The organism is Thermococcus fumicolans, from assembly GCF_055386755.1.
In genome coordinates, this window is record NZ_AP042424.1 from 1,330,641 (window position 1) to 1,355,525 (window position 24,885).

Genomic DNA, 24,885 nt, shown 5'->3' on the forward strand with positions numbered 1-24,885 from the left:
TTAAAAATGATTCAAAAGACGACGTCCAACAGCAATCAGAAGCTCCGCTATTATCTCAGCCTGGACAGCGTGAACTTTGGTTCCGCTGACTACGGGCGTGCTATAGCCCACGAGCTTGGGCATTATGTTTTCTGGCTCGGTGACGAGTACATGGACTGGCATGAGAGGATCTACTACGTTCCTGACTCGATTTTTGAGGGGGTAATTCCAACCTACCTGCTCGGTGGCATAGCGTACTCCCGCACGACTGCAGGCTGGTTCTACGATAATAGAATCCCACCGCACTCAATCATGGACATGACTTACGAGTACAGTGAACTGAGCTGGCCCGCTGATTACGAAAGATTCAAAGCCAATCTAACAAAAAAATTCGGAGAAAATAACTGGGAAGAACACATGACAGACCAATGGGCTGGAAAAATCCGTGGGGAGAACAAATGGAAGTGTTCCGCTTGGGAGGCCGTTTACTCTTTCCTGAGCGGGCATAACACCCCCCAGTGGATAAGAGATGTATTCAAACCAGAAAATCATCCACGCCGCCAGAGAGTGCTTATCTCCATCCCAAGCTTAGGCAACAACTTTATTCCAAAAACCGGTCCCTACACTGGCGTTGGCTACTTCATGGAGGTGACCCGGAGATAAGGGAAGCCGTAACTCATTTCCATCCTTTTGCTCTTTCTCCTCATCGGCAGGTAAAGTCAAAACCTGAGAAGAGCACTAATACTCCGTGAACAGCCTGCCGAGCTCTGGGATCTTCTCCATGACGTCCATCTCTCGCAACGCGAGCCAGAAGGACGCCTGGTTGCTCGTGACCACCGGGACACCGAGGTCTTCTTCCAAAGCTTCGATTATCTCGAACGTCCTCAGGTTGGTGCAGCTTATGAAGATCGCGTCCGCCTCGTCCATGAAGCTGGCCTTCGCTAGGCGGTAGGCTTCGTAGGGCTCGAGCTTCCCGATCTGGGTGTTGTCCTCTATTCCAAGCCCCCTTATATCGAGAACCTCGAAGTCGTTGGCCTCGAGGAACTCCTTCTCCCGCTGGTTTATCTCGTCGGTGTAGGGGGTTATCACCAGAATCGACTGGGCGTCGAGTATCTTCAGGGCCTCAACCACAGCGGTGCTCGTACTCACGACGGGCACGTTAACCTCGTCCTCTATCTTCGCCTCCAGCTCCTTCTCGTAGTCCTTTCCACCTATGAATGAGCCGCTGGTGCACCCGTAGAGTATCTGCTCGACGCCGGCATCTTTGAGCAGCTTCGCGGCCTCAACCGCCAAAGCGTTCATCTTTATCAGCTCGTCCTCGTTGACGTTCCTGAGCGGAACCCTCGCAGTGTGGAGTGAGACACCCTCGGGGAGGAACGTGTGCAGCTCCATCTCCATGGTGGTGTTCGATGATGGAACGATAAGGCCGAGTCTTCCACGCCATCCGTACATGCTTTCACCTCCCTCGATTTACTCACGGCTTTTCTTAAACCTTTGGTTCTGGAAAGGTTGATTAAGGCCCGCGGCGATACCACTCTGGTGGGAGCATGGAGCTGGACGAGGCGATAGCCAAGAGGACTTCGGTCAGGTACTTCTCAGGGGAGCCGGTGAGCGAAGAGGCAATCAAGGAGTTAATAGAAGCCGCCATAAGAGCCCCGACAGCGAGCGGCCTTGAGAACTGGCTCTTTGTGGTATTCCAGAGCGAGGAGGCCAGAGAGAAGGTCTTCGACCTGATAGCCGAGGGCATGGTGGAGTACTATAGGGCCGTCAACCTGCCAGAGGAGAAGATAGAGAAGCTCAAAAACAGGATGTACGCGGAGGGCATGTACCGGGCGCCGGTTTACATCGCGGTCTTCATCGACAGGCGCGTCCGCTTCCTGAAGGGGAGGGAGTTCGATGAGGTTGAGTTCATATGGAGCGTGGAGAGCGCGGCGATGGCGATTCAAAACCTCATGCTGAAAGCGGTTGAGCTGGGCCTCGGCACGGTGTACATCGGCGTGACGAACTTCAGGGGAATAGAGGAGAAAGTCCGGGAGCTCGCCAACCTCGACGATAACCACTACCTCGTCGGCCTCATCCCCGTGGGATACCCGAAGGATGCCGTGAAACCACGGAAGAGGCGGAGAGGAATTGAAGAAGTCCTGAGGTTCCTGTGAGCCAAACGTTTTTATCCCTCCTTTTCAATCTCTCACAGGTGGGAGGATGATAGAGTTCATCATACTGCTCGGGGTCATCGGCGGCTGGTTCATAGCGGCCACGACCCTAATTGTCATGCTCGTCTTCGGGAAAATATGGGGGCTTTCGGGGGTTCTCCTGCTGGTTCTGGGAGTGGAGCTCAACAAGTTCCTGAAGAGGAGGTACATGGACGTCGTTGTCTCCAACTCGCCCCGGGCGAAGGAAGTTGCCAGGCACATCTTCGAGATGAACGAGCTGATAATCCTGTCGTCCTACGCGGCTTCCCTGTTCCTCTACGTGGTGATCCAGAAGTACGTCGAGATAGTGATAAAGGTCCCGCAGGGGTGATGGCATGTTCAACGTCGTCATCGTGAGGTACGGCGAGATAGGAACCAAGTCGAGGCAGACGAGGAGGTGGTTCGAGAACATCCTCATGAACAACATCCGAGAAGCTTTGGTGAGCGAGGGCATCGACTTCAAGAAGGTCGAGGCCAAGCATGGCCGCGTTCTGGTGAGGACGAACAGGGCGAAGGATGCCGTCGAAGTCCTCCAGAGGGTCTTCGGCATAGTCTCGCTCTCGCCGGCGATGGAAGTCGATGCTGAGATGGACAAGATAAACAGGACCGCGCTCAAGCTCTTCCGGAAGAAGAAGCGCGAGCTGGGCCTTGAAAAACCGCGCTTCCGCGTCACTGCGAGGAGGATAACCAAGGAGTTTCCGCTCAAGAGCCCCGAGGTTCAGGCGAAGGTAGGGGAGCACATCTTCGAGAACGAGGAGAGTGAAGTTAACTTACACAATTACGACATCGAGGTTGGAGTAGAACTTATGGAGGGCAAAGCGTACGTCTACGTCGACAAAATCCGGGCCTGGGGCGGTCTGCCGATAGGAACGCAGGGCAAGGTGGTTGCGCTGCTCAGCGGCGGGATAGATTCACCGGTCGCCGCGTTCCTCATGATGAAGCGCGGTGTCGAGGTCATCCCCGTCCACATCTACATGGGCGAGAAGACCCTAGAGAAGGTCAGGAGGATATGGAACCGGCTTAAGAAGTACGGCTACGGAGGAAAGGGAGAGCTGATAGTGGTCAAGCCGAAGGAGCGCGAGAGGATAGTCGAGAAGCTGAAGGAGCTCAAGAAGGACAAGTACACCTGCGTCTTCTGCAAGTTCAACATGGTGAGGCACGCCGACAAAATCGCGAGGGAGTTCGGGGCGAAAGGCATCGTTATGGGCGACTCGCTCGGGCAGGTTGCTTCCCAGACGCTCGAGAACATGTACATCGTCAGCCAGGCGAGCGATCTGCCGATATACCGTCCGCTCATAGGCATGGACAAGGAGGAGATCGTGAGGATAGCCAAGGAAATAGGCACCTTCGAGCTCTCGACCCTGCCCGAGGACGAGTGCTGGTGCCTCCCGAAGCATCCGGTCATAAGGGGCTCCTGGGAGGAGTTCAAGAAGCTCCACAGGGCGGTGTTCGGAAAGGAACCGTGAAGGAGCACGGTGAGAGCGATGGAGTTGGAGAAGACCCCGGCATACGTGGCGATTTCACTCCCCATCGTTTTCATCATAGGCCTCGCCGTAGTGCTGTCCAGGAACCCCTGGTTCTCCTTCACGAACAACGCCCTCAGCGACATGGGCAACATCAACAATCCCGCTCACGCGTACTTCAACTCCTTCCTGATGTTCTTCGCGGTTCTCACCTTCGTGGCGGCCCTCGGGGCGTTCAGAAATGGTCTCAGCTATCTGATGCCCCTCGCCGCGGTTTTCCTCTTCCTCGTCGGCCTTTTCCCCGAGAACTACTCACCGCACGCCCCAGCCGCGGTTCTATTCTACGTTCTGGCTCTGAGTGACATCATCGTAGTCGGGGTCAAGCTCGGCCGCTCCGATGTTTCCCTCGGGTACTTTTGGTCTGCTCTTTCGGGCCTGACGTTCTTTCTAATGCTCTACCTCGTAAACGCCCGCGTCTTCAGGGGGCTTGCGATTCCCGAGCTTATAGGGGCAGTAACGATACTCGCGTGGTTCGTCTACATAGGACTGCTGGAGCTTCGGCTTCAGGGTTGAATAAGAGGGCTTGGAAGGGTTCCAAAGGCTTTGGTTTAGCATTGCCATATCCATGAAACTTTTTAGACTAGAAACTCTTTTAACCGAAGAAACCCTATGGATTATGACGGTAGATGCGAATGGATGGGGTAGAACTTCTGATACTGGGAGAGGCCCTTGTGGTCATGGGGGCGGATCTTGTCGCGGCCACCATGATCCTCAGGATATACCTCGACAACCGGAGGAAATCGGCTCTCATGTTCTCGCTCGCATGGCTCTTCGACTTTCTGGCAGTAGGTTTTTCATCGGCCGACGGAGCTGTGGGGGTTCTGGGGCTAGTTTCCATAACGGTTTTCGCCGGGTTTATGTTTGCGGGCGCGGTTTACATACTCGAGGAAGAGGGGATAACGATAAGCAGGCGGGTTCTCCTCTCGTTCTCCCCCACGCCCGTCCTGTTCATGCTCTACCTTCTCGGGGTCTACGCGTACACAGGGGATCCGGAATGGACTGCAACTGCCGCGGCAGCCCTCGGGATAGCGGGGGTCTTTGTTACGGCAGCAGGAATCCTGATGAGGGCCATAGTTGATATCTACCACAGCGCGGCCAGGTACTTCTACGTGGCGGTAGTGCTCTTCGGTTTCCATTTGATCCCAGCAGCTTTGTTTGGTCAGCACCCATGGTATGGACCTATAGGTTTCTCCCTCTCGGCGACGCTGATAGTGCTGATGGTGGCTGCGCTGCTCAGGATAATGCGCTCCGGAGGTTTTGTGAGGGGTGCCCCGGAGGAGGTCGGCGAGATTGAGCTCGAGGAGGGTATTCTCATACTACCCCCGGACAGATACGGGGATATAAAGAAAAAGCTCGGGAGCTACCCAGTGCTCGCGTTTCTCAGGGAGACCTCGAACGTGTCCCCGAGGTGGAAGGTCTACTTCATAACGAACGCCCCGTTCCGCGAGGGTTCGAGGGAAACCGTACAGCCCACTGACCTGGCCAGGATAGGGGAGCTCATCTACCGCTACCTGCAGGACATGAAGGAGAAAGGGCTTAGAGGTGTCGTCCTAATTGACTGCCCCGAGTACCTGCTCGTCTACAACCCTGGAGAGAGCTTCCTGAAGTTCATCTCCAAGGTACGGGACTTCGTTGTCCTCAGCGGCGGAACGCTGATCCTCATAGTCGACCCCAAGAGCGTTGAAGAGAGGTTCATGGCCCAGCTTGAGAGGCTATTACTGTGAAACCACAACCTTTTATACCACCACGCCTAACCCATCCTGCCCCCGCGCGAGGACCCCGGGGAGAATGAACCGGGGGGCGATGCGGGGGCTACAGCCCGGTCTCAGCGAGGTCCCCGCGGGAGGGCCTTCCGCGTTACGGAGCGCGATGACCGCGGGAAACCCAGACCGGGCACAGTTCTGGCCCGCCTGGGTTAACCCGTCCGATTTTGCCGGCAGGCTGAAATGAGGACGGGGGTTACGGGCGGGCCACATCCATATACCCTTTCGGAAGAATCCAATTTGAAAGACCGAACTCAAAACGGGAGAAAAGAGTAGCGAGAATCACTCGAGAACCTCGAGTATCTTGGCCTTGATTATTCCCTTTCCGCCGGTCGGCTCGACGAGCGTTGCACCGCAGACGAGACAGCGGACCTTGGTGGCCGGGTTGCTGAAGACTATCTGCTCGTTGCCGCAGTCGATGCACTTGACGCGGAGGAACCTCGAGCGGGGCATGGGTATGAGGTTCTTCGGAAGGGCCATGCTTCACACCTCCACCAGCTCGAACTTCTTAACGCGGAAGCCCTTTCCTCTCGTGTGGGCCTTGCCGCAGACAGTGCAGCGGAAGCGGAGGTCGAGCTTCTTGACGGGCTTTTCTCTGCCGGCCGGGTTCGGCCTCGGGAAACCGCGGTAACCCTTCATTATCCTCCTGAAGCGCCTCTGGCCTTGGCTGAGCTCGCTCCTCGGCCTCTTCTTGACCTTCTCGACCTTGTGGATCGTGTGCTTCTTGCAAAACGGACAGTACGTCCTTATCTGCTTCGGGTACTTCATCCTCTCACCTCCAACGGGGCCCGGTGGGTTCCTACCTGATCCTCGGACACCCCCGAGCCGTGAGGCATGATAGCGCCTGCAGGCATCGGTAAGCGGGAGGCTTTAAAAAAGTTTTGCGGGGGAACTCAGGGGTTTCCCTTCATCTTCTGATCCCACTTTTCTAGCATCGTGTCCAGGGCAAGGAGGCTGTTGAGTCTGAGGCGAACCTTTTTGTTCTCCCAGTCTATCGAGCCCTTGAACTCGTTGAGGAGCTCGAAGACCTTTTCCGCTTCCTTCCCGGGCAGGTTCCTGCCGTAGAACTCCTCGCCGCAGTGGGGACACTTGAAGACGAAGCCCTCAAAGGCCTCCATGAACCTTTCGCGGTCGCTCATGACCTCTTCAGCATCTTCGAGAGCGAGCATCTGCTCGATGAGCTCCGCCCAGTCGAGGGGCGAGCCACAGAGGGGACACCTGGCCACTTCAATCTACCTCCCTCAAGAACTTTTCAATCTCCTTCAGGATGACCTTAATCGCCTCGTCGAGGTTCTTCTTCCCGTTCGCACCGGCCGCTCCAGCATGACCGCCGCCGGAGCCTTCTATGATTGGCCCGACCTTCTCCATGATCCTGCCGAGGTGGAGGCCCTTCTTCACGAGGCTCTCCCTGGCCCTCGCGGAAATCCTGACCCCTTTCTTCTCGCTCCCGACGACAGCTATGTCCGCGCCTAGGTTGAGGAACGTCTTGCATGCTAGGGATTCGTAGGCCGAAACCTTCGAGACCGCTATGATGTACCTGCGGAACTTCTTGATTTCAAGCCTCTGGCAGGCCTTCAACATCGCCATCCTCTTCGCCTGGTCTATGTTCTCGTCGCTGACCGGCGCAACAAGCTGGAAAATCTCCCCCATCTGGAGCGGGAAGCGCTCGAGCATCTCGGAGACAGCTTTGAACGTCTTTGAGTTGGCGAAGCGGAAGTTTGCAGTATCTGTGACGATTCCCGCCAGAAGGGCCCTGACGGATGTCTCGTCGTAGAAGCCGAGGTACTTAAAAAGCTCCCACACGATTTCTGCCGTCGAAGTTCTTGAGGAGTCGACCACCGCTACCTCCGCCCTTATCGGGTTGTCCTTCTCGACGTGGTGGTCGATGACTATCACCGTCTTTCCCTTCGGAATCTCGATCGGCTCGAGCTGCTCGAGCGATGACGTGTCGAAAATCATGACCACGTCCTCTTTAACGACCGGATCTCTCTCAACGGGAACCGGCGAGAAGGTGAGAAGCCTCTTCGCGTAGGAGGAGACGCTCTGGGCAACGCCTACCCTCACGTTCTCAACGCCGATTGATTTGAGGTACAGGGCAAAGGCTATGGCCGAGCCGAGGGAATCCGGGTCGGCGTTGTGGTGGCAGAGGAGGAGAAAGGATCTATCCTTTGCGCCCTCAAGAAAGCGTTTGAGCTTGATCTTCCCTTTCATCTCAGCTCCTCCAGCGCTTTTTCAATCCTCTCCACGAAGGCCTTGGCATCCTCAACGAGCTCCCTAGCTTCATCTTCTCCAGGCTGAAACGTGGCATCGTAGTCGGCCCTCTCCCTGAGGCTCTCCGCAAGGCTAAGTGCCTTTGCATAGTATCTCTCTATAGTGCCCTCCGTGACGAATTCGAGTCCAAACTTCGCAATCACGCCTCTGTGGCTTTTGGTGACGATTCCTTTGGCCCTTAGGAGTGCGCTCGCGGCGTAGAACATGGCATAGTATGCCCTGCTCATAGCATCTCTGTAAAACCCTTTTTCAAGCAGAAGCTCCGCCGCACCAAGGGATTCGTGGGCATTGCTGAGCAGAAGGCTTATTTCATCATCCAATGAGTACTCCCTCCCGCTGGATGTTCCTGTAAAACGCGGTGTTGAGGTTCTTCATCAGCTCAAACTCCTCGACGCTTATGACCTTGGCCGACACGTAAACGCCGTACTCGATGATGTAATCAACGACAACGTCCGAAGCTTTTTTCTGGGCCTCCCACGCGTCCCCCTCAACAACTATGAGGACGTCAACGTCACTGTTCTCACCGTAGTCTCCCCTCGCGACCGACCCGAAGAGGATTATCTCCTTGACCGACTCACCCAGGCGTTTTTTAACGTCCTCCGCAAAGCGCCTCGCCACCTCGCGATAATCCATCCCTCTCACCGGATAAATTTGGGCCTTGAAGGTTTAATCCTTTGCGGCCAGTTCTTTCAACCTTCTCTCAACAACCTCGTAGGCCTTCTCAACGGCCCTGTCTATAAGCCCATCGACGTCGACCTTCACGAATATCGGGACCTCAAGGTAGACCTCAACCTCGAGGTCGAGGGTATCCTCGCGGTTTATCCTCATCGTGACCTCGATGTCCTTGACGTCGCTCCTGTTGAGGATGTCGAACACTTCCTTTATTATCGTCTCCTGTGCCAGCTCGCCGATCTCTATGAGCTGTTCCTCACTCAGCTCCGGAAGACCTATGTGGATCACCCTTTTACCCTCTGCCACCCTCAGCCCCCCCAAATGGAGAAAAGAGGTCAGCCCGCTACGGGATTCCTAAGGGCGCCCTGTATCTGGGTGGTGAGCTCTTTGAGCTTCTCGTTGAGCTTCTTCTCCTGCCTCTCAAGGGCGCTCAGGCGAACCTCCAGAGTCTCGACCTTCTCCTTGAGCTCCTCAACTGCCCTGGCCTTCTCGGTCTTGACTATGAGGGTCCCAACGGTCTTGTAGAGCACGGCATCCTCGGGGAGCTTCTCGATCTCCTCGAGGGCCTTCTTCGCCTCCGTCAGCTCGGCCTGAACCCTCTGCTTCTGCTGGACCACGAGCTGGAGCTGCTGCTGGTAGCTCTCAAGCTGACCGAGCATGGCCTGAACCTGCGGCGGAATGTTCTGCATGCCAACACCTCCGTAATCGCGATTCCGGGTTAGAATAAGGGGTGGGCTTTAAATAGTTTCGGCCGGGCTCAGACCTCGAGAGAATCCACAGCCACCTTGATCCACCGGAGGTACGAGTTCAGCGTTCCCCTCAGGGCGGAGTTGTCCCTGGCCAAAAAGCGGATTACTATCCTGTTCCCCTCGCGCAGAAACTCTATCCTGCTCCTCCGGTAGGGCACGCTCTCGTGCTCGTAGAGAACGCTCTCGTAGACCACCCTGGCAGTTTCCTCGTCCGGGAAGGAGAGCTCGATCACTCCCTCGATCGGCCACTTCTCCTCTGGCCCCTTATCCCCAGAGCCTCCTTGTAGTCCCATCTCCTCCCGTCCTCCATTATCCATATCTTGACGCTTATGAGGGGCCCAACGGGATGCTCCCTGTCAACGTCGAAGCGATAAAAGTTGACCGCCATTCCCCTCGGGTGCCTCTCGATGACGCCGAGGACGTCCGTGTTGTACTTGTCGGCTATCCCGAGGAGGGAGCGCTCCCGTCTTGGGACGAACGTTCCGCCCGTGAGTTCCGCAAAGGCCTGGGCGAAGGCGACGTGATCCAGTCCGACGCGCTTGGCGGTGGTTACAACAAAGGGCATCTCCTCGCGGATGGACCTTATATTCCTGTAACCCACCTCGCGCTGGAGCTTTATTCCGTGGAGGTAGAGGTAGCCGAGGTAGCCCCAGTCCTCGGGGTCAACCTTGATGAAGGTCATCTTGAGCGGGTTTCCCTTCCAGACGTTGACTATCAAAAGCCTCTCGTAGTTCCTGTCGTAGGCCTCCATGAGAAGGTCCTGGATAGTCTTCTTTCCCCTAGTCAAGTAGAGGGAGTTGGGGAACACCTTCTCCAAGTCGTGGCCGAAGCTCCTCGTCCTCCTCGTCGGTCGGTGGGATGTCGTTATCAGCATCATGGCATTCCTAAGCTCAGGTGCAGGGTTAAAAAGCTTTCTCATCGACAGATTTTTATTCCGGCCCTCCCAAGCTCGGATATGAACCGAGAAGCCGCCGGAACCCTGATGGCACTCTTCGGCATGCTTCTGTACGGCCTAGAACCGGTAGTCATAAAGGCCAACCCATCAAACCCGGTGAGCTTCTCAGCTTTCTCGGCCCTCTTCGCATCCCTCATCCTCTGGACGGTGCTGGTTTTTGAGGGGGGTGGAAGGGAGCTCGAGGATAATCCTTCTGGGATAAAGATGGCCTTCCTCGTTGGGCTTTTTGGGACTGCTCTGGCCTACCTCGCCTACTCCTTTGGCGCCAGGATGAGCACGGCAATAAACGCCGCCCTTATAACGAGGAGCGAGGTCCTCTGGTCGTTCCTGCTGGCAGGGATTTTCCTCGGGGAGAGAATAACCGGGCGGCTCGTGGCTTACTCCTCCCTGGTTCTTGCCGGGCTCGTCCTCGTCATCACACAGGGCCGTACCGTGGAGCCGCATCTCGGGGACGTCCTCCTTCTCCTCGTCCCGCTGTTCTGGCAGGCCGGGCACGTCATAGCCAAGCGCCTCCCGTATCGCCCCATCACCATAGCCACCCTCAGGAACACCTTCGGTTCCCTGTTGCTCCTCCCCCTGGCACTCCTGACCGGACCGGAGTTCTCTCCCCTCGTCGTTGCGGAGGGAGTGATAATAGCCCTCGGCCAGGTCGTCTGGTACGGCTCCATAAAGAGGATAAACCTCTCAAAAGCGACGGCGATAATAACGCCCGCACCGGCGATAGCCATCGGCCTCGGAACGGCTATGGGTGAGAGCTTCACCCCATACCATGCCCTGGGTTTCGCCCTCATAGTGCTGGGCACCCTTGGGACAGTGAGAGTGAAGAGTGAAGTCAAAACTTGAGATAGGCACGTATAAAGCGGAAGATGTCCCTAAAACCAAAGCGCCCTTCCCGGTTCGGATCGTATATCATGCCAACGGGCACCTCCTTTATCCTCGCGCCCATCTTCGCAGTTTTGAAGAGCATCTCAGTCTCCACCTCGTAGCGGTTGCTCTCTATCTCTTGGAGGAATTCCCGCCTGAAGGCCCTGAAGCCACTCTGGGTGTCGTAGATGTACCTCTTCAGCTTGAGCCGTATCAGCCTCGTCGTTATGATGTTGCTCAGCCTCCTGTGGAACGGCCTCTTGCCGGCTTCCTCGAGCTTCCTTGCGCCTATTACCATGTCCGCCTCCCCACCCACTATCAGCTCGACGAGCTTGATGATGTCCTCCGGCTTGTGCTGACCATCGGCGTCCATGAAGACAACGATATCCCCGGTGGACTGCTTCACCCCCTCCCTCATCGCACAGCCCTTACCGCAGTTCTCCTCTAGTCTAATGGCCTTTATCCTGGGGTCCTTCTCTGCAAAGACCCTCGCGGCTTCGTAAGTCCCGTCCGTGGAGCCGTCGTCGACCACCAGGACCTCATCGACGAAATCCGGAATCCTCCCGAGTACTCCGGGAAGGCGTTCTGCCTCGTTGTACGCAGGGATAACAACGCTTATTCTCTTTCCCTTCAGCATCAGTCGTCCCCCAGTCTATCAAGGGCCTTTTGAGACTTTTTCCTGAAGTCGTCCTTGTCGAGGAATTCCCAGTAGTGCTCCTTCGCGGGGAACTCTCCTCCCTTGACCTCCTCGCGGTAGTTTTCGAGTGCGAGTCTCATCATTCCCCCTATGTCCGCGTACTTCTTGACGAATGGCGGGACGTCCTCGTAGATTCCGAGGAGGTCGTGCCACACCAAAACCTGGCCGTCGACCCACGGGCCGGAGCCGATTCCTATGGTGGGAATCGAGATTTCCTCGGTTACGAGCTTCGCGACGTCAGCGAGGGTGAACTCAAGGACAACCGCGAAGGCACCGGCCTTTTCGAGGGCCTTTGCATCGCGGAGTATCTCCTCTATCTCCTCCTCAGTCTCGCCCATTAATCTGTAGCCGCCCAGGCGAAGGTAGCGCTGCGGTGTTAAGCCAGTGTGGCCCATTACCGGAATACCCATCCTGACCAGCTTTCTCACGAGCTTCCTGTGGTCGTGGCCGCCTTCTATCTTCACCGCATCAGCCCCGGCCTGAATCAGCCGGGCTGCGTTCCTGAGGCCCTCGTCGGTGTCTATCTCGTAGCTTCCGAAGGGCATGTCGGCGAGAACGAGAGCCCTCTTGACAGCCTTGGAGACGGCCCTCGTGTGGTAGACCATCTGCTCCATGCTGACGTTCAGCGTGTTCGGCTCGCCGTAGACCACCATACCGAGGGAATCCCCTATGAAAATTATGTCCATCCCGGCCTTGTCCGCTATCAGCGCGGAGGGGTAATCGTAAGCAGTTACCATCGCTATCTTTTCCTTCCCCTTCATCTCCATTATGCGCCTCGGCGTTACCTCCCTCATGTAACCACCTCCAACCATTTCGATGCCGGTCTAATTAACGGTTTCGATGGGTTTATATACCAACATAGGTAATTACCGATGGTGGTACAATGGGGAAGGTGAAGACCAGCGTTTATTTGGATGAAGAACTGTGGAAGGAGTTTAAAGAGCTGGCCCAGCGGGAGAAGAGCGAGGTTAGCAAGCTCCTCGAGGAGGCGCTGATGAACTACCTCATAAACGAGGTCTTGAAGGACGTCGACGACTCTGAGGTGCCCCTGTGGTTTGAACCCCTGAAGGTCAAAGGCGAGAGCAGTGAGAAGCTCGTGAGGGAGATGAGGGATGACAGGGAGAAGCGTTTACTTGGATACTAGTGCGATCCTGAAAAGATACCTGGACGAGGAGGGCAGCGATGTCGTTAAAGATCTCTTCAGGGACGCCTACAGGGGGGAGGTGAAGCTGGCCTTCAGCTTCTGGAACATCGGGGAAGTGATCGGCACACTCGATAAACGGCTGAGACGTGGACAGCTCAGCAGAGATGAGTTTGACTTCCTGAAAAAGGGCTTTCTGGCGGAGGTGAAGCGGTTCACGAGGCTGGGCGTCCTGGAAGTCGTCCCTGTTCACTCACTGATCCTGGCAGATGCCTGGAAGCTGATCGAGAAATATCACCTGTATCAAGCCGATGCTCTTCAGATAGTCTCTGCAAAGTACGTTGAGGCAGAAAGCTTCTATACTGCCGACAAGAGGCTCCATCAGGCTGCGATCGAGGAAGGTCTAAACTCAATACTCCTTGGGGGTGAGTGAGATGAGGGAATGGGAGCACTACGAGCACACCGCCGACATAGGCATCCGCGGATACGGCTCAACGCTTGAGGAGGCATTCGAGGCGGTTGCTTTGGCCCTCTTCGACGTCATGGTTGACGTGAGGAAGGTCGAGCCGAGGGAGTGCCGCGAGGTTGAGGTGGAAGGCGAGGACCTGATGGCGCTTCTTTACAACTTCCTCGAGGAGCTTCTAGTGCTCCACGACATGGAGGGACTTGTCTTCGGCGATGTAAAGGTCGAGATTGAGGAGGGCGGAGAGGGCCACAAGCTTAAGGCCAGAGCCTGCGGTGAGCCGCTCGACTACGAGAAGCACGAGCCGAAGGAGGAAGTGAAGGCGATAACCTACCACGAGATGGAGATAAAGCAGCTCCCCGATGGGAGATGGATGGCGCAGCTGGTTCCGGACCTATGAGGTGGTCTCATGAGCGCGAGGGACAGGATCAGGGATGTAAACCCGGAATTCTACGAGCGCTATTCGAAGCTCGAAGACACGGACGAGTTCTGGGAGTTCATAGTGAAGCCGCTCAGGCAGAGCATAAGGGTGAACACGCTCAAGGCGCCGCTCGAGGTCGTGGTTGAGAGACTGGAGGAAGAGTTTGAGCTGGAGCCGATACCCTGGGTCCGCGAGGGCTTCTTCATCAACGTTGATAACCTCGCGAAGGTTCCGGAGCACGGCCTCGGCCTAATCTTCGGCCAGGAAGCGAGCTCCATGATACCCCCCGTTGTCCTTGATCCCAAGCCCGGTGAGCTTGTCCTGGACATGGCGGCAGCCCCTGGCTCAAAAACCGGACAGATAGCGCAGTACATGGAGAACGAGGGGTGCATCATAGCAAACGACCCGAAGCTCAGCAGGGCTAACGTCCTCATAGCAAACCTCAATAAGATGGGCGTCCTCAACGCCCGCGTGACGACGAAGGACGGGGCCTACTTCGCCAGATTCGAGAATACCTTTGATAGAGTACTCCTCGATGCACCGTGCTCCTCTGTGGGGATGATAAGGAAGAAGTGGCGCTTTCTGGAGGAATGGCGCCTGAAGGGCGTCATCAAGTACATGAACATCCAGAAGAGGCTGATAAGGGCGGCCTATGAAGCCCTGAAACCCGGCGGGACCCTCGTCTACTCAACCTGCACGATAGACCCCCTGGAAAACGAGGAGGTAGTTGACTACCTCCTCAGGAAAACGGACGCGAGGCTCGAACCGATAAAGCTCCCCGTGAGGACGAGCGAACCGGTTCTGGAATGGGAGGGCAGAGAATACTCCCCCGAGCTGAAGAAGGCCCTCAGGATTCACCCGAACGACAACGACACCGAGGCCTTCTTCATTGCAAAGATAACCAAGCCGGAGGGAGGGGAATGAGCGGGGAGAACGGGGAAAACACCACCAACCCGAGGGAAGAGGTTGGAAGGACTAACGACACCGAGCTCGTGAAAAAACTCCTCATCGAGAACTACGGCTACGCTCCCGATTTACTCTACGAGATACGGGGGAGGTACCACAAGGTCTACGCGTGGAAGCCGTGCTCCCTTGAGGTCAAGGGGCCCGACAGGCAGGGCGTTTATTTCGCGAGGATCGAGAGCGACGGGATAAGGCTCAGCATCGAGGGGAGCTTTCTCGTTGGGCCGAGGGCGACGAAGAACGTGGTTGAGTTAGATGACGAGAGGGCGAGGCGCTATTTGGCTGGGGAGAGCGTCGAGGTAGACGAGAACCTCTACGGCTGGGTGATAGTCAAGTGGCGCTCCTACTTCCTCGGCTCGGCGAAGGCTAAAGAAGGCAGGCTGATAAACTACGTGCCCGGGGACAGAAGGTTGAGGCTCGATCTGTAGTCAAAGGTGTCCCGCGAAAGATTAAAATAACTTTAGGCTTACCTAAGGCGGGGTGGGAAAGATGGTACCGCTGAAAAGGGTCGACAAGATCCGCTGGGAGATCCCCAAGTTCGATAGACGTATGAGGGTCCCGGGAAGGGTTTACGCTGACGACCAGTTGATAGAGAAGATGAAGAGCGACAGGACGCTGGAGCAGGCGGCGAACGTTGCCATGCTCCCGGGTATCTACAAGTACTCAATAGTAATGCCCGATGGACACCAGGGCTACGGCTTTCCAATCGGCGGAGTGGCGGCATTTGATGTGAAGGAGGGCGTTATCAGCCCCGGAGGCGTCGGCTACGACATCAACTGCGGCGTCAGGCTCATAAGGACGAACCTCACTGAGAAGGAGGTAAGGCCAAAAATCAAGGAGCTCGTCGATACGCTCTTCAAGAACGTTCCCTCTGGCCTTGGAAGCAAGGGTAGGGTAAGGCTCCACTGGACACAGCTAGACGATGTTTTAGCCGATGGAGCAAAGTGGGCAGTTGACAACGGCTACGGCTGGAAGGAGGACCTTGAGCATCTCGAAGAGGGCGGAAGGATGGAGGGCGCAAATCCAGGCGCCGTCAGCCAGAGGGCCAAACAGCGTGGAGCGCCCCAGCTCGGCTCCCTAGGTTCCGGAAACCACTTCCTCGAGGTTCAGGTAGTTGACAAGATCTACGACGAGGAGATAGCCAAGGCCTACGGCCTCTTCGAGGGACAGGTCGTTGTCATGGTCCACACTGGCTCGCGCGGTCTCGGCCACCAGGTTGCGAGCGACTACCTCAGGATAATGGAGAAGGCCAACAGGAAGTATGGCGTTCCCTGGCCTGACCGCGAACTCGTCAGCGTTCCCTTCCAGAGCGAGGAGGGGCAACGCTACTTCAGCGCGATGAAAGCTGCTGCGAACTTCGCCTGGGCCAACAGGCAGATGATAACCCACTGGGTCAGGGAGAGCTTCGAGGAAGTCTTCAAGAGAAAAGCCGAGGACATGGAGATGGGTATCGTCTATGACGTCGCCCACAACATAGCGAAGGTCGAGGAGCACGTCGTTGACGGAAGGAAGGTGAAGGTCGTCGTCCACAGGAAGGGAGCGACGAGGGCCTTCCCTGCCGGCCATCCAGACGTACCCAAAGCGTACCGCGACGTCGGCCAGCCCGTCCTCATTCCGGGCTCGATGGGAACAGCCAGCTACGTCTTAGCTGGAGCCGAAGGCTCGATGCGCGAAACGTTCGGAAGCTCCTGCCACGGTGCAGGAAGGCTGCTCAGCAGAAAGGCCGCAACGAGGCAGTACCGCGGCGACAGACTGAGGAACGAGCTAATGCAGAGGGGCATTTACGTTCGCGCTGCATCGCTCCGTGTTGTTGCCGAGGAGGCTCCGGGAGCGTACAAGAGCGTCGACAACGTCGTCAACGTCGTCCATCAAGCGGGCATAGCGAAGCTCGTCGCAAGAATGAGGCCGATGGGAGTTGCGAAGGGCTGAGGCTTTTGCCCTTTAATTTCTCAAATTTTGATGCCTAAAATTTTGAAATTTGAAAATTGAAAAAGTGAAAGAATTCAGAAAAGGCTCACCTTATCCTAGAGCCGAGCTTAACCTCCTTGTCCGGCATTAACAGGGCGACGTTCTCGCCGTCGTCGGCCGCGAGGAGCATTCCCTGGCTCTCGACACCACGAAGCTTCTTGGGTTCAAGGTTCGCTATGATGACGACGTAGTGGTTGAGCAGCTCTTCCGGCTTGTAGTACTTCTTAAGGCCAGCGACGAGCTGTCTGACCTCGTCGCCCAGGTCAACCTTTACCACGTAGAGCCTGTCGGCGTTGGGGTGGTCCTTGACCTCGATTATCTTTCCGACCCTCAGGTCGAGCTTCATAAAGTCGTCAAAGCTCACATAGCTCATCTTTTCACCCTCCTTCTTTGCATTCTCTTTCTTTCCGGGAGCTTTGGCCTTTTCAGCCTTCTCGGCCTTTTCCCCTTTCACCTCGGGGGCTTCCCCGTAGATGCTCTTGAGGAGCGCCAAAGCCTCCTCCTTCCTCGCCTCCCCGAAGCGCTCCAGTATGACCTTGAAGACGTCGTCCCTCTTGTAGTACTTGTCGAGGAGCAGTTTGGCGCTCGCGGGGTTGCCCCTTCCGATGTAGTTCACGATGAAATGGATTATCTCCTCGTCGGTCACCTTCCTGAACATCGGGCTGGCCTTCCTGACGCGGTGGCCGGCTGGAAGCTCGGTGAACTCCCACCTCTTGAGCTCCTCGAGGTTGAGCATGTGCCATATCTTCTCGCTCGCGTCCGGTAAGAACGGCTCAAGGAGGATTCCGAGGGCCTTGACTATCTGGAGCGACACGTTTACTGTCGTTGCCGTCCTCTCGCGGTCGGTCTTGGCCGTCTTCCAGGGCTTCTGGTAGTCGAAGTAGCGGTTTCCGAAGATCGCTAACTCCATGACGCGCTTCAGCGCGTCCTTGAAGCGGTAGTGGGCTATCAGCTCGCCCGTCTCCTCAAAGGCCTTCTCGATCTCCTCAAAGGCCTGCCTGTCGAGGTCGTCGAGCTCTCCCCTCTCCGGTACAATGCCATCAAAGTACCTGTTCACGAAGGTCATTGCGCGGTGCACGAAGTTTCCGAGGTTGTTGACGAGCTCCTCGTTTATCTTGCTCTTGAAGTCGGCGAAGTTGAAGTCGCTGTCGCGAGTCTCGGGCATTATCGCGGTGAGGTAGTAGCGGAGATAATCTGCCGGGAAGGCGTCGAGGAACTCGTGGACCCATATCGCCCAGTTCCTGCTGGTGGAGAACTTCTTGCCCTCGAGGTTGAGGTACTCGTTGGCGGGGATATCGTAGGGCAGGTTCCACTCGGCCTCGACTTCCTCGTCTTTGTACTTCCCGTAGGCCATCAGGAAAGCGGGCCAGAATATCGCGTGGAAGGGCACGTTGTCCTTGCCTATGAAGTGGATGACCTTAGTTTGCCCGTCGAGGTTGAGCCAGAACTTCTTCCACTCGTTCTCCCTTCCTTCCCTCTTCAGGTGCTCAACCGTTATGCTGATGTAGCCTATTGGGGCCTCGAACCAGACGTAGAGCACCTTGCCCTTAACGTCCTCGTCGTCGAGCGGAACGGGGATTCCCCAGTCGAGGTCGCGCGTCATGGCCCTCTCTTCAAGCCCCTCGTTTATCCAGCCGAGGACGGTGTTGCGAACGTTCGGCTTCCAGTGCTCTTGGCTCTCAACCCACTCCTTGAGCCTCTCCTGGAAGTCCCCCATGCGAATGTAGTAGTGGGCTGAATCCCTGAAGGAAATCGGCCTGCCGCAGATGTTGCAGCGGGGGTTGATGAGTATCTCCGGTGTTAACGGATGACCGCAGACCTCACACTGATCTCCGCGCTGGTTTTCCGCTCCACAGTAGGGACACGTCCCTATAACGAACCTATCTGGCAGGAACATCTTGTCGTGCTCGCAGTAGGCCTGCTTACTGACCTTCTTGATGAGGTGGCCGTTCTCGAGTGCCTTTAGGAAGAATTGCTGGCTTATCCGGTAGTGGACAGGCAGTTCAGTCCTCCCGAAGTAGTCGAAGCTTATCTTGGCCCTCTCGAAGGTCGTCTTTATGTGCTCGTGGAACTCGTCGACGATTTCCCTCGGGCTCCTGCCCTCCTTCAGCGCGCGGAAGGTTATCGGCGTTCCGTGCTCGTCGGTTCCGCAAACGAAGAGCACTTCCTCTCCCTTGAGCCTCAGGTAGCGCACGAAGATGTCCGCTGGTAGATAAGCTCCCGCAAGGTGCCCCGCGTGAATCGGCCCGTTAGCGTAAGGGAGTGCCGATGTGACCATGTACCTGACCATTTTAACCACCGTCCGGCTGTGGGTTCGCTCCCTTATAAGCCCTGCGGGTTTTAAACATTACGGTGGGTTATTAAGAGGGGGATAAAATATGCATAGTTTTGTATAAAAGAGCCAAAGCCCCCTGACCCAAAAGTTAATAAGGATTGTTTTCCAGATTTCTAGCCCGCAAACCGGAAGGTTTAATAGTTAGGATTCCCTAATTGGAGGGAGGTGTGAAAAATGCCCGAGAAGTTCGACAAGATATACGACTACTATGTGGACAAGGGCTACGAGCCCAGCAAAAAGAGGGACATAATAGCCGTCTTCCGCGTGACGCCGGCTGAGGGTTACACAATCGAGCAGGCGGCCGGTGCCGTTGCCGCGGAAAGCTCCACGGGAACCTGGACGACCCTCTACAGTTGGTACGAGGAGGAGCGGTGGGCCGACCTCTCAGCCAAAGCTTACGACTTCGTTGACATGGGGGATGGCAGCTGGATAGTCAAGATCGCCTACCCGTTCCACGCCTTCGAGGAGGCCAACCTTCCAGGACTTTTAGCGAGCATAGCGGGCAACGTCTTCGGCATGAAGCGCGTCAAGGGCCTTCGCCTCGAGGATCTCTACTTCCCGGAGAAACTCATAAGGGAGTTCAACGGGCCGGCCTTTGGTATAGAGGGCGTCAGGAAGATGCTCGACATCAAGGACAGGCCCCTCTACGGTGTCGTTCCGAAGCCAAAGGTTGGCTACTCCCCCGAGGAGTTCGAGAAGCTCGCCACCGACCTTCTCATGAACGGAGCCGACTACATGAAGGACGACGAGAACCTCACCAGCCCGTGGTACAACCGCTTCGAGGAGAGGGCCGAGATAATGGCTAGGATCATCGACAAGGTCGAGAACGAAACGGGCGAGAAGAAGACCTGGTTCGCCAACATAACCGCGCCCCTCCTTGAGATGGAGCACAGGCTTGAGGTTCTCGCGGACCTCGGTCTCAAGCACGCTATGGTCGACGTTGTCATCACCGGCTGGGGGGCGCTCCAGTACATAACTGAACTCGCCGCCGACTACGGCTTGGCCGTCCACGGCCACAGGGCCATGCACGCCGCCTTCACCAGGAACAAGTACCACGGAATTTCCATGTTTGTCCTCGCCAAGCTCTACAGGCTCATCGGTATAGACCAGCTCCACGTCGGAACGGCCGGAGCAGGAAAGCTCGAGGGTGGAAAATGGGAGGTAATCCAGAACGCGAGGATACTGAGGGAAAGCGTTTACAAACCGGACGATGACGACGTCTTCCACCTTGAGCAGAAGTTCTACGGAATAAAGCCTGCCTTCCCGACCAGCTCAGGCGGCCTTCACCCAGGCAACATAGAGCCGGTCATAGAAGCTTTGGGAACCGACATAGTGCTCCAGCTCGGCGGCGGAACCCTCGGTCACCCGGACGGGCCGGCGTCTGGGGCGAGAGCGGTTAGGCAGGCTATCGACGCCATCATGAAGGGAATACCACTCGACGAGTACGCCAAGAGCCACAAGGAGCTTGCTAGAGCCCTCGAGAAATGGGGCCACGTCACACCGGTCTAAATCCTTTCCCTTTTATTTGTCGAGAAAAGTTTAAAAGAGGGTTTAGAGGTACGGTTCGCTGTAAAGGGGCCTTAAGAACAGCTCAAATACCGCAACCGGCATTTCCATTCCCCATTCCTCCAGCACAGCCGGGTGTATCTCCCCTATGATCCCTATTGCCTTCCCCTCAACGACTATTTTTCCAACCCTTCCCGGGATGAAGCTCGGATGCTCGACCGCCTCCAGCTCATAGGAGAAGCCCAAGTGGTGCATGACCGAGTCGAGTATCTCCTTGGCCTCAGTGAATGTCACGCGCGGGTGTGCTAAAGCCACCGCCAGCTTGCTCTCGCTTACGGTCTTCGTTTCCCTGCCCTCGTCTATCAGCGTCGCCTTTCCGACCTCGAAGAGCCTCTGCGGATACTCCTCGTGGGTGTTCTGGCTCAGGAAGTCGAGCAGGCTCGGTATGAGCCAGACCCTGAGGGCGGACCACTTGGGGCTTATCGGGTTCTCTATCTCGACCAGCTCGGCCGGCGGGTGGTTGAAGTAGTCCTTCCCATACTCAAGACCCATCTTCCCGTACTGCGCCTCCCTGTTGGTTAGGTTGAATGTCATGACCTCCTGGAGGCCGTAGCCGACCATGAGCTCCCTTACCGCATCCTCGAACTCGACGAACTTGTCGCCCCTTCCCTGGACGGCAAGCTTTGGCTCCTCTGGCTCGATCTCGTTGTAGCCGTAGGCTATGAGCACATCTTCTAGAACGTCGCGGGCGTGCATTATGTCGTCACGGAAAGCAGGATAGAGGAGCTTGGCCCTGCCGTCCTCGAGCTCCACCTCGTACATCATCCTCTCGAGGAGGTCTTTGATTTCTCCGTCGCTCAGCTCAAGACCAGAGAGCTTCCTTATGTAGTCCAGCTCAACCTCAAAGGTTTTAGGCGTCAGGTCGGGTGTCTCAATCTCAAAGTCGGGATAAACGACCTTCACGCTCCTGATCTTCCCACCGCGCCCCGCCAGGGCGGTAACGACGACGTTCAAGGCCAGCATAATCTTTTTCAGGTCCCAGCCGGTGACATCGACGAAGACGTTCCTCGTCTCGGTCGTCACCCTCCCGGTTATCTCGGAGTTGATGATCGGCGGCATCGAGAGAACCTTGCCCTCGCTGTCGACGAGAAGCGGGTAGTAGGGCTTGTCCTTTATCAGATGCCCGTACTCCCTGCCCTTCTCGTGCCTCTCAAGGATTTCTTCGAGCGTTAGCTCCTCCTCGAAGCCGAGCGGAACGAATTTCTCGGTTTTCTCGGCGGCACGGTAATAGATCGGGGGCTTCACTTTGTCGAAGTCGAAGATGCCAATAGCAACCTCCCTTCTCCGCCTGCCGAAGGTCAAAGCAACCTTCTCCTGGAGGTTTATCATCTGCTTTAACGCCTCTTCATCGAGGTGAAGGCCTTCGACTATGGCGTAGACACCGTAGGGCCTTACGTCCTTCAGCTTCTCGTCGACGTAAACTGCAACGTCGCTCTTCTCCACTTCGTACTTCGGCAGGCCCCTCTTCATCCCGAGCGCCCACTTGATCTGCCTCGCTATTCCCTCGGCGCTCCAGAGGTCGGGCCTGTTGGTGTCCTTGGAGTCGGCCTTGAAGTAGATTTCACCGTTCTCCTCCCAGACGTCGTCGAGCTCACATTTCGCGTAGAGGAAGAGGTCTTCCCACTCCTCAACGGTGAAGCTCTTCCCGATGAGCCTCTCAAGGTCGGATTTTGAAACGTCGAACTTCGGCATGACCATCACCTCAACAGTTCTTCAAGCGGAAGGGCGTCATATGGACCTTTGTTGGCGAGTATTCCCCTATCGTTCGTCACGATGGGAAGTAACAGGGCAAGCGCAAGGGCAACGAACGGAGTGTCCTTTTCATCAAACTTCCTGCAAATCTCATAGGCGCGTTTTATGAAGGGACGGTACTCGCCGAGTGGGTGGAATATGATCCGAGACATCAGTTCTTCCCTGAAGTGAGCCAATTCGGCGTTGCTTACTCCCCGTTTCTCCGCTTTCTTCTCTATGACGGACCAGTACTTTTTGAGCTCCACGAGCATGTAGTCAGGCGCATGGAGCGGGATCTCCGTCGTTAGCAGGAATTCCCTTAAGCGTGAGCTCCTGGGGAGCAATGCTGAGATAATCACGTTGGTATCAACGATCACTCCAAACCCAGCTCTTTCTTGAAGTCCTGCCATGCCTCTTCCCTCAGAACTTCGATTTCCTTAAGGTCTTCCTCATCGATGTTAATCCTCTTGGCAATATCTTCAACAAAGGCCAACCTGGCCTTCTCTGCCTCGATGGCCCTTCTGACTTGGAGTTCAACGAACTCCTTTCTCACCCCGGAGGGGATTTCTATAACTACTTTGGGCACAAGATCACCCCTGGCTTTCAATCTTTCCTTCAACCTTTATCCTCTCGATGAATTTCATGAACTCGGGCAAGAGGATTTCCCTCGCGCGCCATATCTCAAAGCCCACAACGTTTCCGTCCTCATCGAGGTCTATCACAACGTCGCTCCTCATGTCAGCATCAACGGGCTTTTTGTCAGAGAGCTTAATGTAGAGGATATCAACATCAGGGTCATATCTAACGAGGATCTCGTCGCTCATAACTCAACCCACCTCCCGGATGAGAGTTTTGTTTCGATTATTTTATCGATTTTGCTCGTGTGGTACGTGGTCACTATTAGGGTTTCTCCCCCGCTCTTTTCATAGACCACAACGAGGGAATGTCCGTTTTTCTTTCCCACGGCAATATATCTGCCCGTAGCAATGTCAAAAAACTTCCTTTTGGGGCTCTGCACCGTCCTCTCGACGTCCTCGGGAGAAATTGAATAGAGAGACATTCGCTCGAGGGCATGGTCGGTAAAGTGCATTCAATCACCACACGAGCCTCGCTTCCCTGAGCCACCTCAGGTCGTAGCTGAAGAGGTAGCGGATATCGTCTATACCGAGCTTGAACATGGCTAATCTGTCGATTCCTATCCCCCACGCTATGACCGGTGCGTCGATTCCGAGAGCTTTCGTCATCTCCTCGCGGAAGATTCCAGCCCCGCCGAACTCGACCCATCCGAGCTCCGGGTGGTAGGCGCTCATCTGGACGCTCGGCTCCGTGAACGGGTAGTAGTCGGGCAGGAACTTGACCTTCTTTGCCCCGGCTATCTCAACGGCGAAGCGCTTGAGGATTCCGAGGAGGTGTTTGAAGGTTAAATCCTCGCCGACGACGAAGCCGTCCACCTGGTTGAACTCGATGAGGTGAGTCCTATCGAGGACGTCCGGTCTAAAAACGCGCTGTATCGTGAAATACTTGCCCGGTATCTCGACGCCCTTCGCGAGTTGCCTTCCGCTGAGGGCGGTTCCGTGCGCCCTCGGCATCAGGAGCATCGCCCTCTCCGGCGACCAGACGTAGCCCCAGCCGCGCGAGCCGGTGTCGCCGCCGTGCTCGTGGGCGGCCTTCACTCTCTCAACGAGCTCCTCGCCCGGCAGGTGGCCGCTCTTCGGGTACTTGAGCTGGTAGGTGTCGGTCCACTCCCTCGCCGGATGGTTCTGGGGCTGGAAGAGCGCGTCGAAGTTCCAGAACTGGGTCTCTATGAGGCTGTCAACGGTCATTTCGATGAAGCCCATCTCGATGAGCCTTCTCCTTATCTTGTCGAGGAAAGCGCGGTAAGGCTGCTTCTTGCCCGGGTAGAACCTCCTCACCGGGGCTTTGATGTCAAAGCGCCTGAACTCGACTTCCTTCCACCTGCCGGACTTTATGAGCTCAGGGGTGAGGACGGACACCTGCTCCCTCAGGTCGATGCCCTTTTTCACGAGCTCCTCTCCGGCGGGGGTTATCTCAACGGTTCTCTCGGTGATCGTGTCCTCCTCCGCTATCTTCCTCCTCTTGAGCTCTTTAACGGGAACGAGCTTCTGGATCTCGCCCAGGGGGAGGGTTTTTCTCTCCGCGAGGAGCCTGAGGGCCCTGTCTATCGGTCTCTCCGCAGCACTGAGGCCCTTCTCGGTTATCTCCAGAACGAGCTTTCCGTCCTCCTTCCTAACGCTCGCCCAGCCCTCCTTCCTCAGGAGGCCGACGATGGGCTTGAGTTCGTCCTCGCTGAGAACCTCATTGAGGTCTTCGAGGGTGACTTTGCCCTTCTCCCTCAGGACTTTCAGGGCCCTCCACTCAGGAAGACCTATCTCCGCGTACCTCCTCCCGGTCTCCGTGAGAACCGCGACCTTCTCGCTCCTCTCATGGAGCTTGGCTAAGCCCTTCGCTTGAAGGCCTAAGGCAGCCCTCATAACAGCTACCTGCTCAAGGTCCGTCTTCTTCACCAGTTCCTCGAATTTAGCCTTCTTGAGCTCCCCAAGTTTTATGAGCGTGAGTTTCTCCTGGTAGCTCAGTTCCATAGTGCCACCTCCCGGTGGGGATGTGCAGGAAG

34 protein-coding genes are annotated in these 24,885 nt (G+C 56.2%); 14 read left to right on the top strand and 20 right to left on the bottom strand.

Going from position 1 to position 24,885, the window contains the following annotated elements; all coding sequences use genetic code 11:
• The first annotated feature begins 6 nt into the window (after nucleotides 1-6).
• Nucleotides 7-642: a hypothetical protein gene (locus tag ACZ5AM_RS07295; RefSeq protein ID WP_464914357.1), complete on the top strand. Its 636-nt coding sequence runs from the start codon at nucleotides 7-9 to the stop codon at nucleotides 640-642.
• Between the two features lie 75 nt (nucleotides 643-717).
• Here the strand turns inward: ACZ5AM_RS07295 and ACZ5AM_RS07300 are convergent, their stop codons facing one another.
• Entirely contained in the window at nucleotides 718-1,431 is a 714-nt protein-coding gene (locus ACZ5AM_RS07300) for a maleate cis-trans isomerase family protein (RefSeq protein ID WP_464914358.1), read from the bottom strand.
• A gap of 95 nt (nucleotides 1,432-1,526) precedes the next feature.
• Here ACZ5AM_RS07300 and ACZ5AM_RS07305 point away from each other — a divergent pair, with 95 nt between their 5' ends.
• The 5 genes from ACZ5AM_RS07305 to ACZ5AM_RS07325 all read left to right on the top strand — a co-directional run bounded on the left by ACZ5AM_RS07305 (nucleotide 1,527) and on the right by ACZ5AM_RS07325 (nucleotide 5,418).
• Nucleotides 1,527-2,135: a nitroreductase family protein gene (locus ACZ5AM_RS07305; RefSeq protein ID WP_464914359.1), complete on the top strand. Its 609-nt coding sequence runs from the start codon at nucleotides 1,527-1,529 to the stop codon at nucleotides 2,133-2,135.
• 46 nt (nucleotides 2,136-2,181) lie between these two features.
• Nucleotides 2,182-2,502: a hypothetical protein gene (locus ACZ5AM_RS07310; protein WP_464914360.1), complete on the top strand. Its 321-nt coding sequence runs from the start codon at nucleotides 2,182-2,184 to the stop codon at nucleotides 2,500-2,502.
• Between the two features lie 4 nt (nucleotides 2,503-2,506).
• Nucleotides 2,507-3,637: a tRNA uracil 4-sulfurtransferase ThiI gene (gene thiI, locus ACZ5AM_RS07315; protein WP_464914361.1), complete on the top strand. Its 1,131-nt coding sequence runs from the start codon at nucleotides 2,507-2,509 to the stop codon at nucleotides 3,635-3,637.
• An 18-nt stretch (nucleotides 3,638-3,655) separates the two neighbouring features.
• Nucleotides 3,656-4,207: a DUF998 domain-containing protein gene (locus tag ACZ5AM_RS07320; RefSeq protein ID WP_464914362.1), complete on the top strand. Its 552-nt coding sequence runs from the start codon at nucleotides 3,656-3,658 to the stop codon at nucleotides 4,205-4,207.
• Between the two features lie 119 nt (nucleotides 4,208-4,326).
• The gene (locus ACZ5AM_RS07325) at nucleotides 4,327-5,418 is read left to right on the top strand and encodes a DUF835 domain-containing protein (protein WP_464914363.1); all 1,092 of its coding nucleotides are present in this window, start codon (nucleotides 4,327-4,329) and stop codon (nucleotides 5,416-5,418) included.
• Nucleotides 5,419-5,739: 321 nt separating this feature from the next.
• Here the strand turns inward: ACZ5AM_RS07325 and ACZ5AM_RS07330 are convergent, their stop codons facing one another.
• The 10 genes from ACZ5AM_RS07330 to ACZ5AM_RS07375 all read right to left on the bottom strand — a co-directional run bounded on the left by ACZ5AM_RS07330 (nucleotide 5,740) and on the right by ACZ5AM_RS07375 (nucleotide 10,026).
• Nucleotides 5,740-5,937: a 30S ribosomal protein S27e gene (locus ACZ5AM_RS07330; protein WP_464914364.1), complete on the bottom strand. Its 198-nt coding sequence runs from the start codon at nucleotides 5,935-5,937 to the stop codon at nucleotides 5,740-5,742.
• Nucleotides 5,938-5,940: 3 nt separating this feature from the next.
• Entirely contained in the window at nucleotides 5,941-6,225 is a 285-nt protein-coding gene (locus ACZ5AM_RS07335; RefSeq protein WP_062373977.1) for a 50S ribosomal protein L44e, read from the bottom strand.
• Nucleotides 6,226-6,350: 125 nt separating this feature from the next.
• Entirely contained in the window at nucleotides 6,351-6,683 is a 333-nt protein-coding gene (locus tag ACZ5AM_RS07340; protein ID WP_464914365.1) for a hypothetical protein, read from the bottom strand.
• A gap of 1 nt (nucleotide 6,684) precedes the next feature.
• Complete coding sequence (locus ACZ5AM_RS07345; protein ID WP_464914366.1) at nucleotides 6,685-7,668, bottom strand: DHH family phosphoesterase; 984 nt, start codon at nucleotides 7,666-7,668, stop codon at nucleotides 6,685-6,687.
• The gene (locus ACZ5AM_RS07350) at nucleotides 7,665-8,048 is read right to left on the bottom strand and encodes a HEPN domain-containing protein (RefSeq protein WP_464914367.1); all 384 of its coding nucleotides are present in this window, start codon (nucleotides 8,046-8,048) and stop codon (nucleotides 7,665-7,667) included. Before ACZ5AM_RS07350 ends, ACZ5AM_RS07345 begins: the two co-directional genes overlap by 4 nt.
• Nucleotides 8,041-8,361 carry a nucleotidyltransferase domain-containing protein gene (locus ACZ5AM_RS07355; protein ID WP_464916058.1) on the bottom strand — a complete coding sequence of 107 codons (321 nt, stop codon included), beginning with the start codon at nucleotides 8,359-8,361 and terminating at the stop codon, nucleotides 8,041-8,043. The genes ACZ5AM_RS07350 and ACZ5AM_RS07355 overlap by 8 nt, the downstream gene beginning before the upstream one ends.
• A gap of 33 nt (nucleotides 8,362-8,394) precedes the next feature.
• Entirely contained in the window at nucleotides 8,395-8,706 is a 312-nt protein-coding gene (locus ACZ5AM_RS07360; protein WP_464914368.1) for a DUF3194 domain-containing protein, read from the bottom strand.
• A 29-nt stretch (nucleotides 8,707-8,735) separates the two neighbouring features.
• Nucleotides 8,736-9,089 (bottom strand): prefoldin subunit beta, encoded by a 354-nt coding sequence (locus ACZ5AM_RS07365; RefSeq protein WP_464914369.1) that lies wholly within the window; start codon nucleotides 9,087-9,089, stop codon nucleotides 8,736-8,738.
• Nucleotides 9,090-9,157: 68 nt separating this feature from the next.
• Nucleotides 9,158-9,442, bottom strand: a complete 285-nt coding sequence (pcc1, locus tag ACZ5AM_RS07370) for a KEOPS complex subunit Pcc1 (protein WP_464914370.1) — start codon at nucleotides 9,440-9,442, stop codon at nucleotides 9,158-9,160.
• Entirely contained in the window at nucleotides 9,379-10,026 is a 648-nt protein-coding gene (locus ACZ5AM_RS07375; protein WP_464914371.1) for a ribosomal biogenesis protein, read from the bottom strand. The genes pcc1 and ACZ5AM_RS07375 overlap by 64 nt, the downstream gene beginning before the upstream one ends.
• Nucleotides 10,027-10,104: 78 nt before the next feature.
• On the opposite strand from ACZ5AM_RS07375, the gene ACZ5AM_RS07380 reads away from it, so the two are divergent.
• Entirely contained in the window at nucleotides 10,105-10,947 is an 843-nt protein-coding gene (locus tag ACZ5AM_RS07380) for a DMT family transporter (RefSeq protein ID WP_464914372.1), read from the top strand.
• Here ACZ5AM_RS07380 and ACZ5AM_RS07385 read toward each other — a convergent pair.
• Entirely contained in the window at nucleotides 10,937-11,605 is a 669-nt protein-coding gene (locus tag ACZ5AM_RS07385) for a glycosyltransferase family 2 protein (protein WP_464914373.1), read from the bottom strand. The two genes, ACZ5AM_RS07380 and ACZ5AM_RS07385, sit on opposite strands and share 11 nt — an antisense overlap.
• The gene (panB, locus tag ACZ5AM_RS07390; RefSeq protein ID WP_464914374.1) at nucleotides 11,605-12,459 is read right to left on the bottom strand and encodes a 3-methyl-2-oxobutanoate hydroxymethyltransferase; all 855 of its coding nucleotides are present in this window, start codon (nucleotides 12,457-12,459) and stop codon (nucleotides 11,605-11,607) included. Before panB ends, ACZ5AM_RS07385 begins: the two co-directional genes overlap by 1 nt.
• Before the next feature lie 89 nt (nucleotides 12,460-12,548).
• Between panB and ACZ5AM_RS07395 the strand changes: the two genes are divergently transcribed.
• The 6 genes from ACZ5AM_RS07395 (at nucleotide 12,549) to ACZ5AM_RS07420 (ending at nucleotide 16,582) form a co-directional block, all read left to right on the top strand.
• Complete coding sequence (locus tag ACZ5AM_RS07395; RefSeq protein WP_464914375.1) at nucleotides 12,549-12,809, top strand: ribbon-helix-helix domain-containing protein; 261 nt, start codon at nucleotides 12,549-12,551, stop codon at nucleotides 12,807-12,809.
• Entirely contained in the window at nucleotides 12,778-13,239 is a 462-nt protein-coding gene (locus tag ACZ5AM_RS07400) for a type II toxin-antitoxin system VapC family toxin (protein WP_464914376.1), read from the top strand. The genes ACZ5AM_RS07395 and ACZ5AM_RS07400 overlap by 32 nt, the downstream gene beginning before the upstream one ends.
• A gap of 1 nt (nucleotide 13,240) precedes the next feature.
• Nucleotides 13,241-13,669 carry an archease gene (locus ACZ5AM_RS07405; protein WP_464914377.1) on the top strand — a complete coding sequence of 143 codons (429 nt, stop codon included), beginning with the start codon at nucleotides 13,241-13,243 and terminating at the stop codon, nucleotides 13,667-13,669.
• 9 nt (nucleotides 13,670-13,678) lie between these two features.
• Nucleotides 13,679-14,614, top strand: coding sequence for a tRNA (cytosine(49)-C(5))-methyltransferase (locus tag ACZ5AM_RS07410; RefSeq protein WP_464914378.1), 936 nt, complete (start codon nucleotides 13,679-13,681; stop codon nucleotides 14,612-14,614).
• On the top strand, nucleotides 14,611-15,081 hold the full coding sequence (locus ACZ5AM_RS07415) for a methyltransferase RsmF C-terminal domain-like protein (protein ID WP_464914379.1): 471 nt from the start codon (nucleotides 14,611-14,613) through the stop codon (nucleotides 15,079-15,081). The genes ACZ5AM_RS07410 and ACZ5AM_RS07415 overlap by 4 nt, the downstream gene beginning before the upstream one ends.
• Before the next feature lie 244 nt (nucleotides 15,082-15,325).
• Nucleotides 15,326-16,582, top strand: coding sequence for an RtcB family protein (locus ACZ5AM_RS07420; protein ID WP_464916059.1), 1,257 nt, complete (start codon nucleotides 15,326-15,328; stop codon nucleotides 16,580-16,582).
• 85 nt (nucleotides 16,583-16,667) lie between these two features.
• Here the strand turns inward: ACZ5AM_RS07420 and metG are convergent, their stop codons facing one another.
• Nucleotides 16,668-18,911: a methionine--tRNA ligase gene (gene metG, locus ACZ5AM_RS07425; protein WP_464916060.1), complete on the bottom strand. Its 2,244-nt coding sequence runs from the start codon at nucleotides 18,909-18,911 to the stop codon at nucleotides 16,668-16,670.
• Nucleotides 18,912-19,130: 219 nt separating this feature from the next.
• Here metG and rbcL point away from each other — a divergent pair, with 219 nt between their 5' ends.
• Nucleotides 19,131-20,465, top strand: coding sequence for a type III ribulose-bisphosphate carboxylase (gene rbcL / locus ACZ5AM_RS07430; protein ID WP_464914380.1), 1,335 nt, complete (start codon nucleotides 19,131-19,133; stop codon nucleotides 20,463-20,465).
• Nucleotides 20,466-20,507: 42 nt separating this feature from the next.
• Here rbcL and pheT read toward each other — a convergent pair whose 3' ends face one another.
• Genes pheT through pheS form a run of 6 tightly spaced genes read right to left on the bottom strand, consistent with a single transcriptional unit; the run spans nucleotide 20,508 to nucleotide 24,853 of the window.
• Nucleotides 20,508-22,214 (bottom strand): phenylalanine--tRNA ligase subunit beta, encoded by a 1,707-nt coding sequence (gene pheT / locus ACZ5AM_RS07435; RefSeq protein ID WP_464916061.1) that lies wholly within the window; start codon nucleotides 22,212-22,214, stop codon nucleotides 20,508-20,510.
• A 5-nt stretch (nucleotides 22,215-22,219) separates the two neighbouring features.
• Nucleotides 22,220-22,630 (bottom strand): PIN domain-containing protein, encoded by a 411-nt coding sequence (locus ACZ5AM_RS07440; RefSeq protein ID WP_464914381.1) that lies wholly within the window; start codon nucleotides 22,628-22,630, stop codon nucleotides 22,220-22,222.
• Nucleotides 22,627-22,839 carry a hypothetical protein gene (locus tag ACZ5AM_RS07445; protein WP_464914382.1) on the bottom strand — a complete coding sequence of 71 codons (213 nt, stop codon included), beginning with the start codon at nucleotides 22,837-22,839 and terminating at the stop codon, nucleotides 22,627-22,629. The genes ACZ5AM_RS07440 and ACZ5AM_RS07445 overlap by 4 nt, the downstream gene beginning before the upstream one ends.
• Nucleotides 22,840-22,843: 4 nt before the next feature.
• Nucleotides 22,844-23,077 carry a DUF2283 domain-containing protein gene (locus tag ACZ5AM_RS07450; RefSeq protein WP_464914383.1) on the bottom strand — a complete coding sequence of 78 codons (234 nt, stop codon included), beginning with the start codon at nucleotides 23,075-23,077 and terminating at the stop codon, nucleotides 22,844-22,846.
• Complete coding sequence (locus ACZ5AM_RS07455) at nucleotides 23,074-23,343, bottom strand: DUF4258 domain-containing protein (RefSeq protein ID WP_464914384.1); 270 nt, start codon at nucleotides 23,341-23,343, stop codon at nucleotides 23,074-23,076. The genes ACZ5AM_RS07450 and ACZ5AM_RS07455 overlap by 4 nt, the downstream gene beginning before the upstream one ends.
• Nucleotides 23,344-23,347: 4 nt before the next feature.
• Complete coding sequence (gene pheS / locus ACZ5AM_RS07460) at nucleotides 23,348-24,853, bottom strand: phenylalanine--tRNA ligase subunit alpha (RefSeq protein WP_464914385.1); 1,506 nt, start codon at nucleotides 24,851-24,853, stop codon at nucleotides 23,348-23,350.
• Between the last annotated feature and the right edge of the window lie 32 nt (nucleotides 24,854-24,885).

Bases quoted from the DNA above. Each gene is read 5' to 3' on its own strand.
- ACZ5AM_RS07295 (WP_464914357.1), top strand. From the start codon at position 7: ATGATTCAAAAGACGACGTCCAACAGCAATCAGAAGCTCCGCTATTAT.
- ACZ5AM_RS07300 (WP_464914358.1), bottom strand. From the start codon at position 1,431: ATGTACGGATGGCGTGGAAGACTCGGCCTTATCGTTCCATCATCGAAC.
- ACZ5AM_RS07305 (WP_464914359.1), top strand. From the start codon at position 1,527: ATGGAGCTGGACGAGGCGATAGCCAAGAGGACTTCGGTCAGGTACTTC.
- ACZ5AM_RS07310 (WP_464914360.1), top strand. From the start codon at position 2,182: ATGATAGAGTTCATCATACTGCTCGGGGTCATCGGCGGCTGGTTCATA.
- thiI (WP_464914361.1), top strand. From the start codon at position 2,507: ATGTTCAACGTCGTCATCGTGAGGTACGGCGAGATAGGAACCAAGTCG.
- ACZ5AM_RS07320 (WP_464914362.1), top strand. From the start codon at position 3,656: ATGGAGTTGGAGAAGACCCCGGCATACGTGGCGATTTCACTCCCCATC.
- ACZ5AM_RS07325 (WP_464914363.1), top strand. From the start codon at position 4,327: ATGGATGGGGTAGAACTTCTGATACTGGGAGAGGCCCTTGTGGTCATG.
- ACZ5AM_RS07330 (WP_464914364.1), bottom strand. From the start codon at position 5,937: ATGGCCCTTCCGAAGAACCTCATACCCATGCCCCGCTCGAGGTTCCTC.
- ACZ5AM_RS07335 (WP_062373977.1), bottom strand. From the start codon at position 6,225: ATGAAGTACCCGAAGCAGATAAGGACGTACTGTCCGTTTTGCAAGAAG.
- ACZ5AM_RS07345 (WP_464914366.1), bottom strand. From the start codon at position 7,668: ATGAAAGGGAAGATCAAGCTCAAACGCTTTCTTGAGGGCGCAAAGGAT.
- ACZ5AM_RS07355 (WP_464916058.1), bottom strand. From the start codon at position 8,361: ATGGATTATCGCGAGGTGGCGAGGCGCTTTGCGGAGGACGTTAAAAAA.
- ACZ5AM_RS07365 (WP_464914369.1), bottom strand. From the start codon at position 9,089: ATGCAGAACATTCCGCCGCAGGTTCAGGCCATGCTCGGTCAGCTTGAG.
- pcc1 (WP_464914370.1), bottom strand. From the start codon at position 9,442: ATGGGACTACAAGGAGGCTCTGGGGATAAGGGGCCAGAGGAGAAGTGG.
- ACZ5AM_RS07375 (WP_464914371.1), bottom strand. From the start codon at position 10,026: ATGATGCTGATAACGACATCCCACCGACCGACGAGGAGGACGAGGAGC.
- ACZ5AM_RS07380 (WP_464914372.1), top strand. From the start codon at position 10,105: ATGAACCGAGAAGCCGCCGGAACCCTGATGGCACTCTTCGGCATGCTT.
- ACZ5AM_RS07385 (WP_464914373.1), bottom strand. From the start codon at position 11,605: ATGCTGAAGGGAAAGAGAATAAGCGTTGTTATCCCTGCGTACAACGAG.
- panB (WP_464914374.1), bottom strand. From the start codon at position 12,459: ATGAGGGAGGTAACGCCGAGGCGCATAATGGAGATGAAGGGGAAGGAA.
- ACZ5AM_RS07395 (WP_464914375.1), top strand. From the start codon at position 12,549: ATGGGGAAGGTGAAGACCAGCGTTTATTTGGATGAAGAACTGTGGAAG.
- ACZ5AM_RS07400 (WP_464914376.1), top strand. From the start codon at position 12,778: ATGACAGGGAGAAGCGTTTACTTGGATACTAGTGCGATCCTGAAAAGA.
- ACZ5AM_RS07405 (WP_464914377.1), top strand. From the start codon at position 13,241: ATGAGGGAATGGGAGCACTACGAGCACACCGCCGACATAGGCATCCGC.
- ACZ5AM_RS07410 (WP_464914378.1), top strand. From the start codon at position 13,679: ATGAGCGCGAGGGACAGGATCAGGGATGTAAACCCGGAATTCTACGAG.
- ACZ5AM_RS07415 (WP_464914379.1), top strand. From the start codon at position 14,611: ATGAGCGGGGAGAACGGGGAAAACACCACCAACCCGAGGGAAGAGGTT.
- ACZ5AM_RS07420 (WP_464916059.1), top strand. From the start codon at position 15,326: ATGCCCGATGGACACCAGGGCTACGGCTTTCCAATCGGCGGAGTGGCG.
- metG (WP_464916060.1), bottom strand. From the start codon at position 18,911: ATGGTCAGGTACATGGTCACATCGGCACTCCCTTACGCTAACGGGCCG.
- rbcL (WP_464914380.1), top strand. From the start codon at position 19,131: ATGCCCGAGAAGTTCGACAAGATATACGACTACTATGTGGACAAGGGC.
- pheT (WP_464916061.1), bottom strand. From the start codon at position 22,214: ATGCCGAAGTTCGACGTTTCAAAATCCGACCTTGAGAGGCTCATCGGG.
- ACZ5AM_RS07450 (WP_464914383.1), bottom strand. From the start codon at position 23,077: ATGAGCGACGAGATCCTCGTTAGATATGACCCTGATGTTGATATCCTC.
- ACZ5AM_RS07455 (WP_464914384.1), bottom strand. From the start codon at position 23,343: ATGCACTTTACCGACCATGCCCTCGAGCGAATGTCTCTCTATTCAATT.
- pheS (WP_464914385.1), bottom strand. From the start codon at position 24,853: ATGGAACTGAGCTACCAGGAGAAACTCACGCTCATAAAACTTGGGGAG.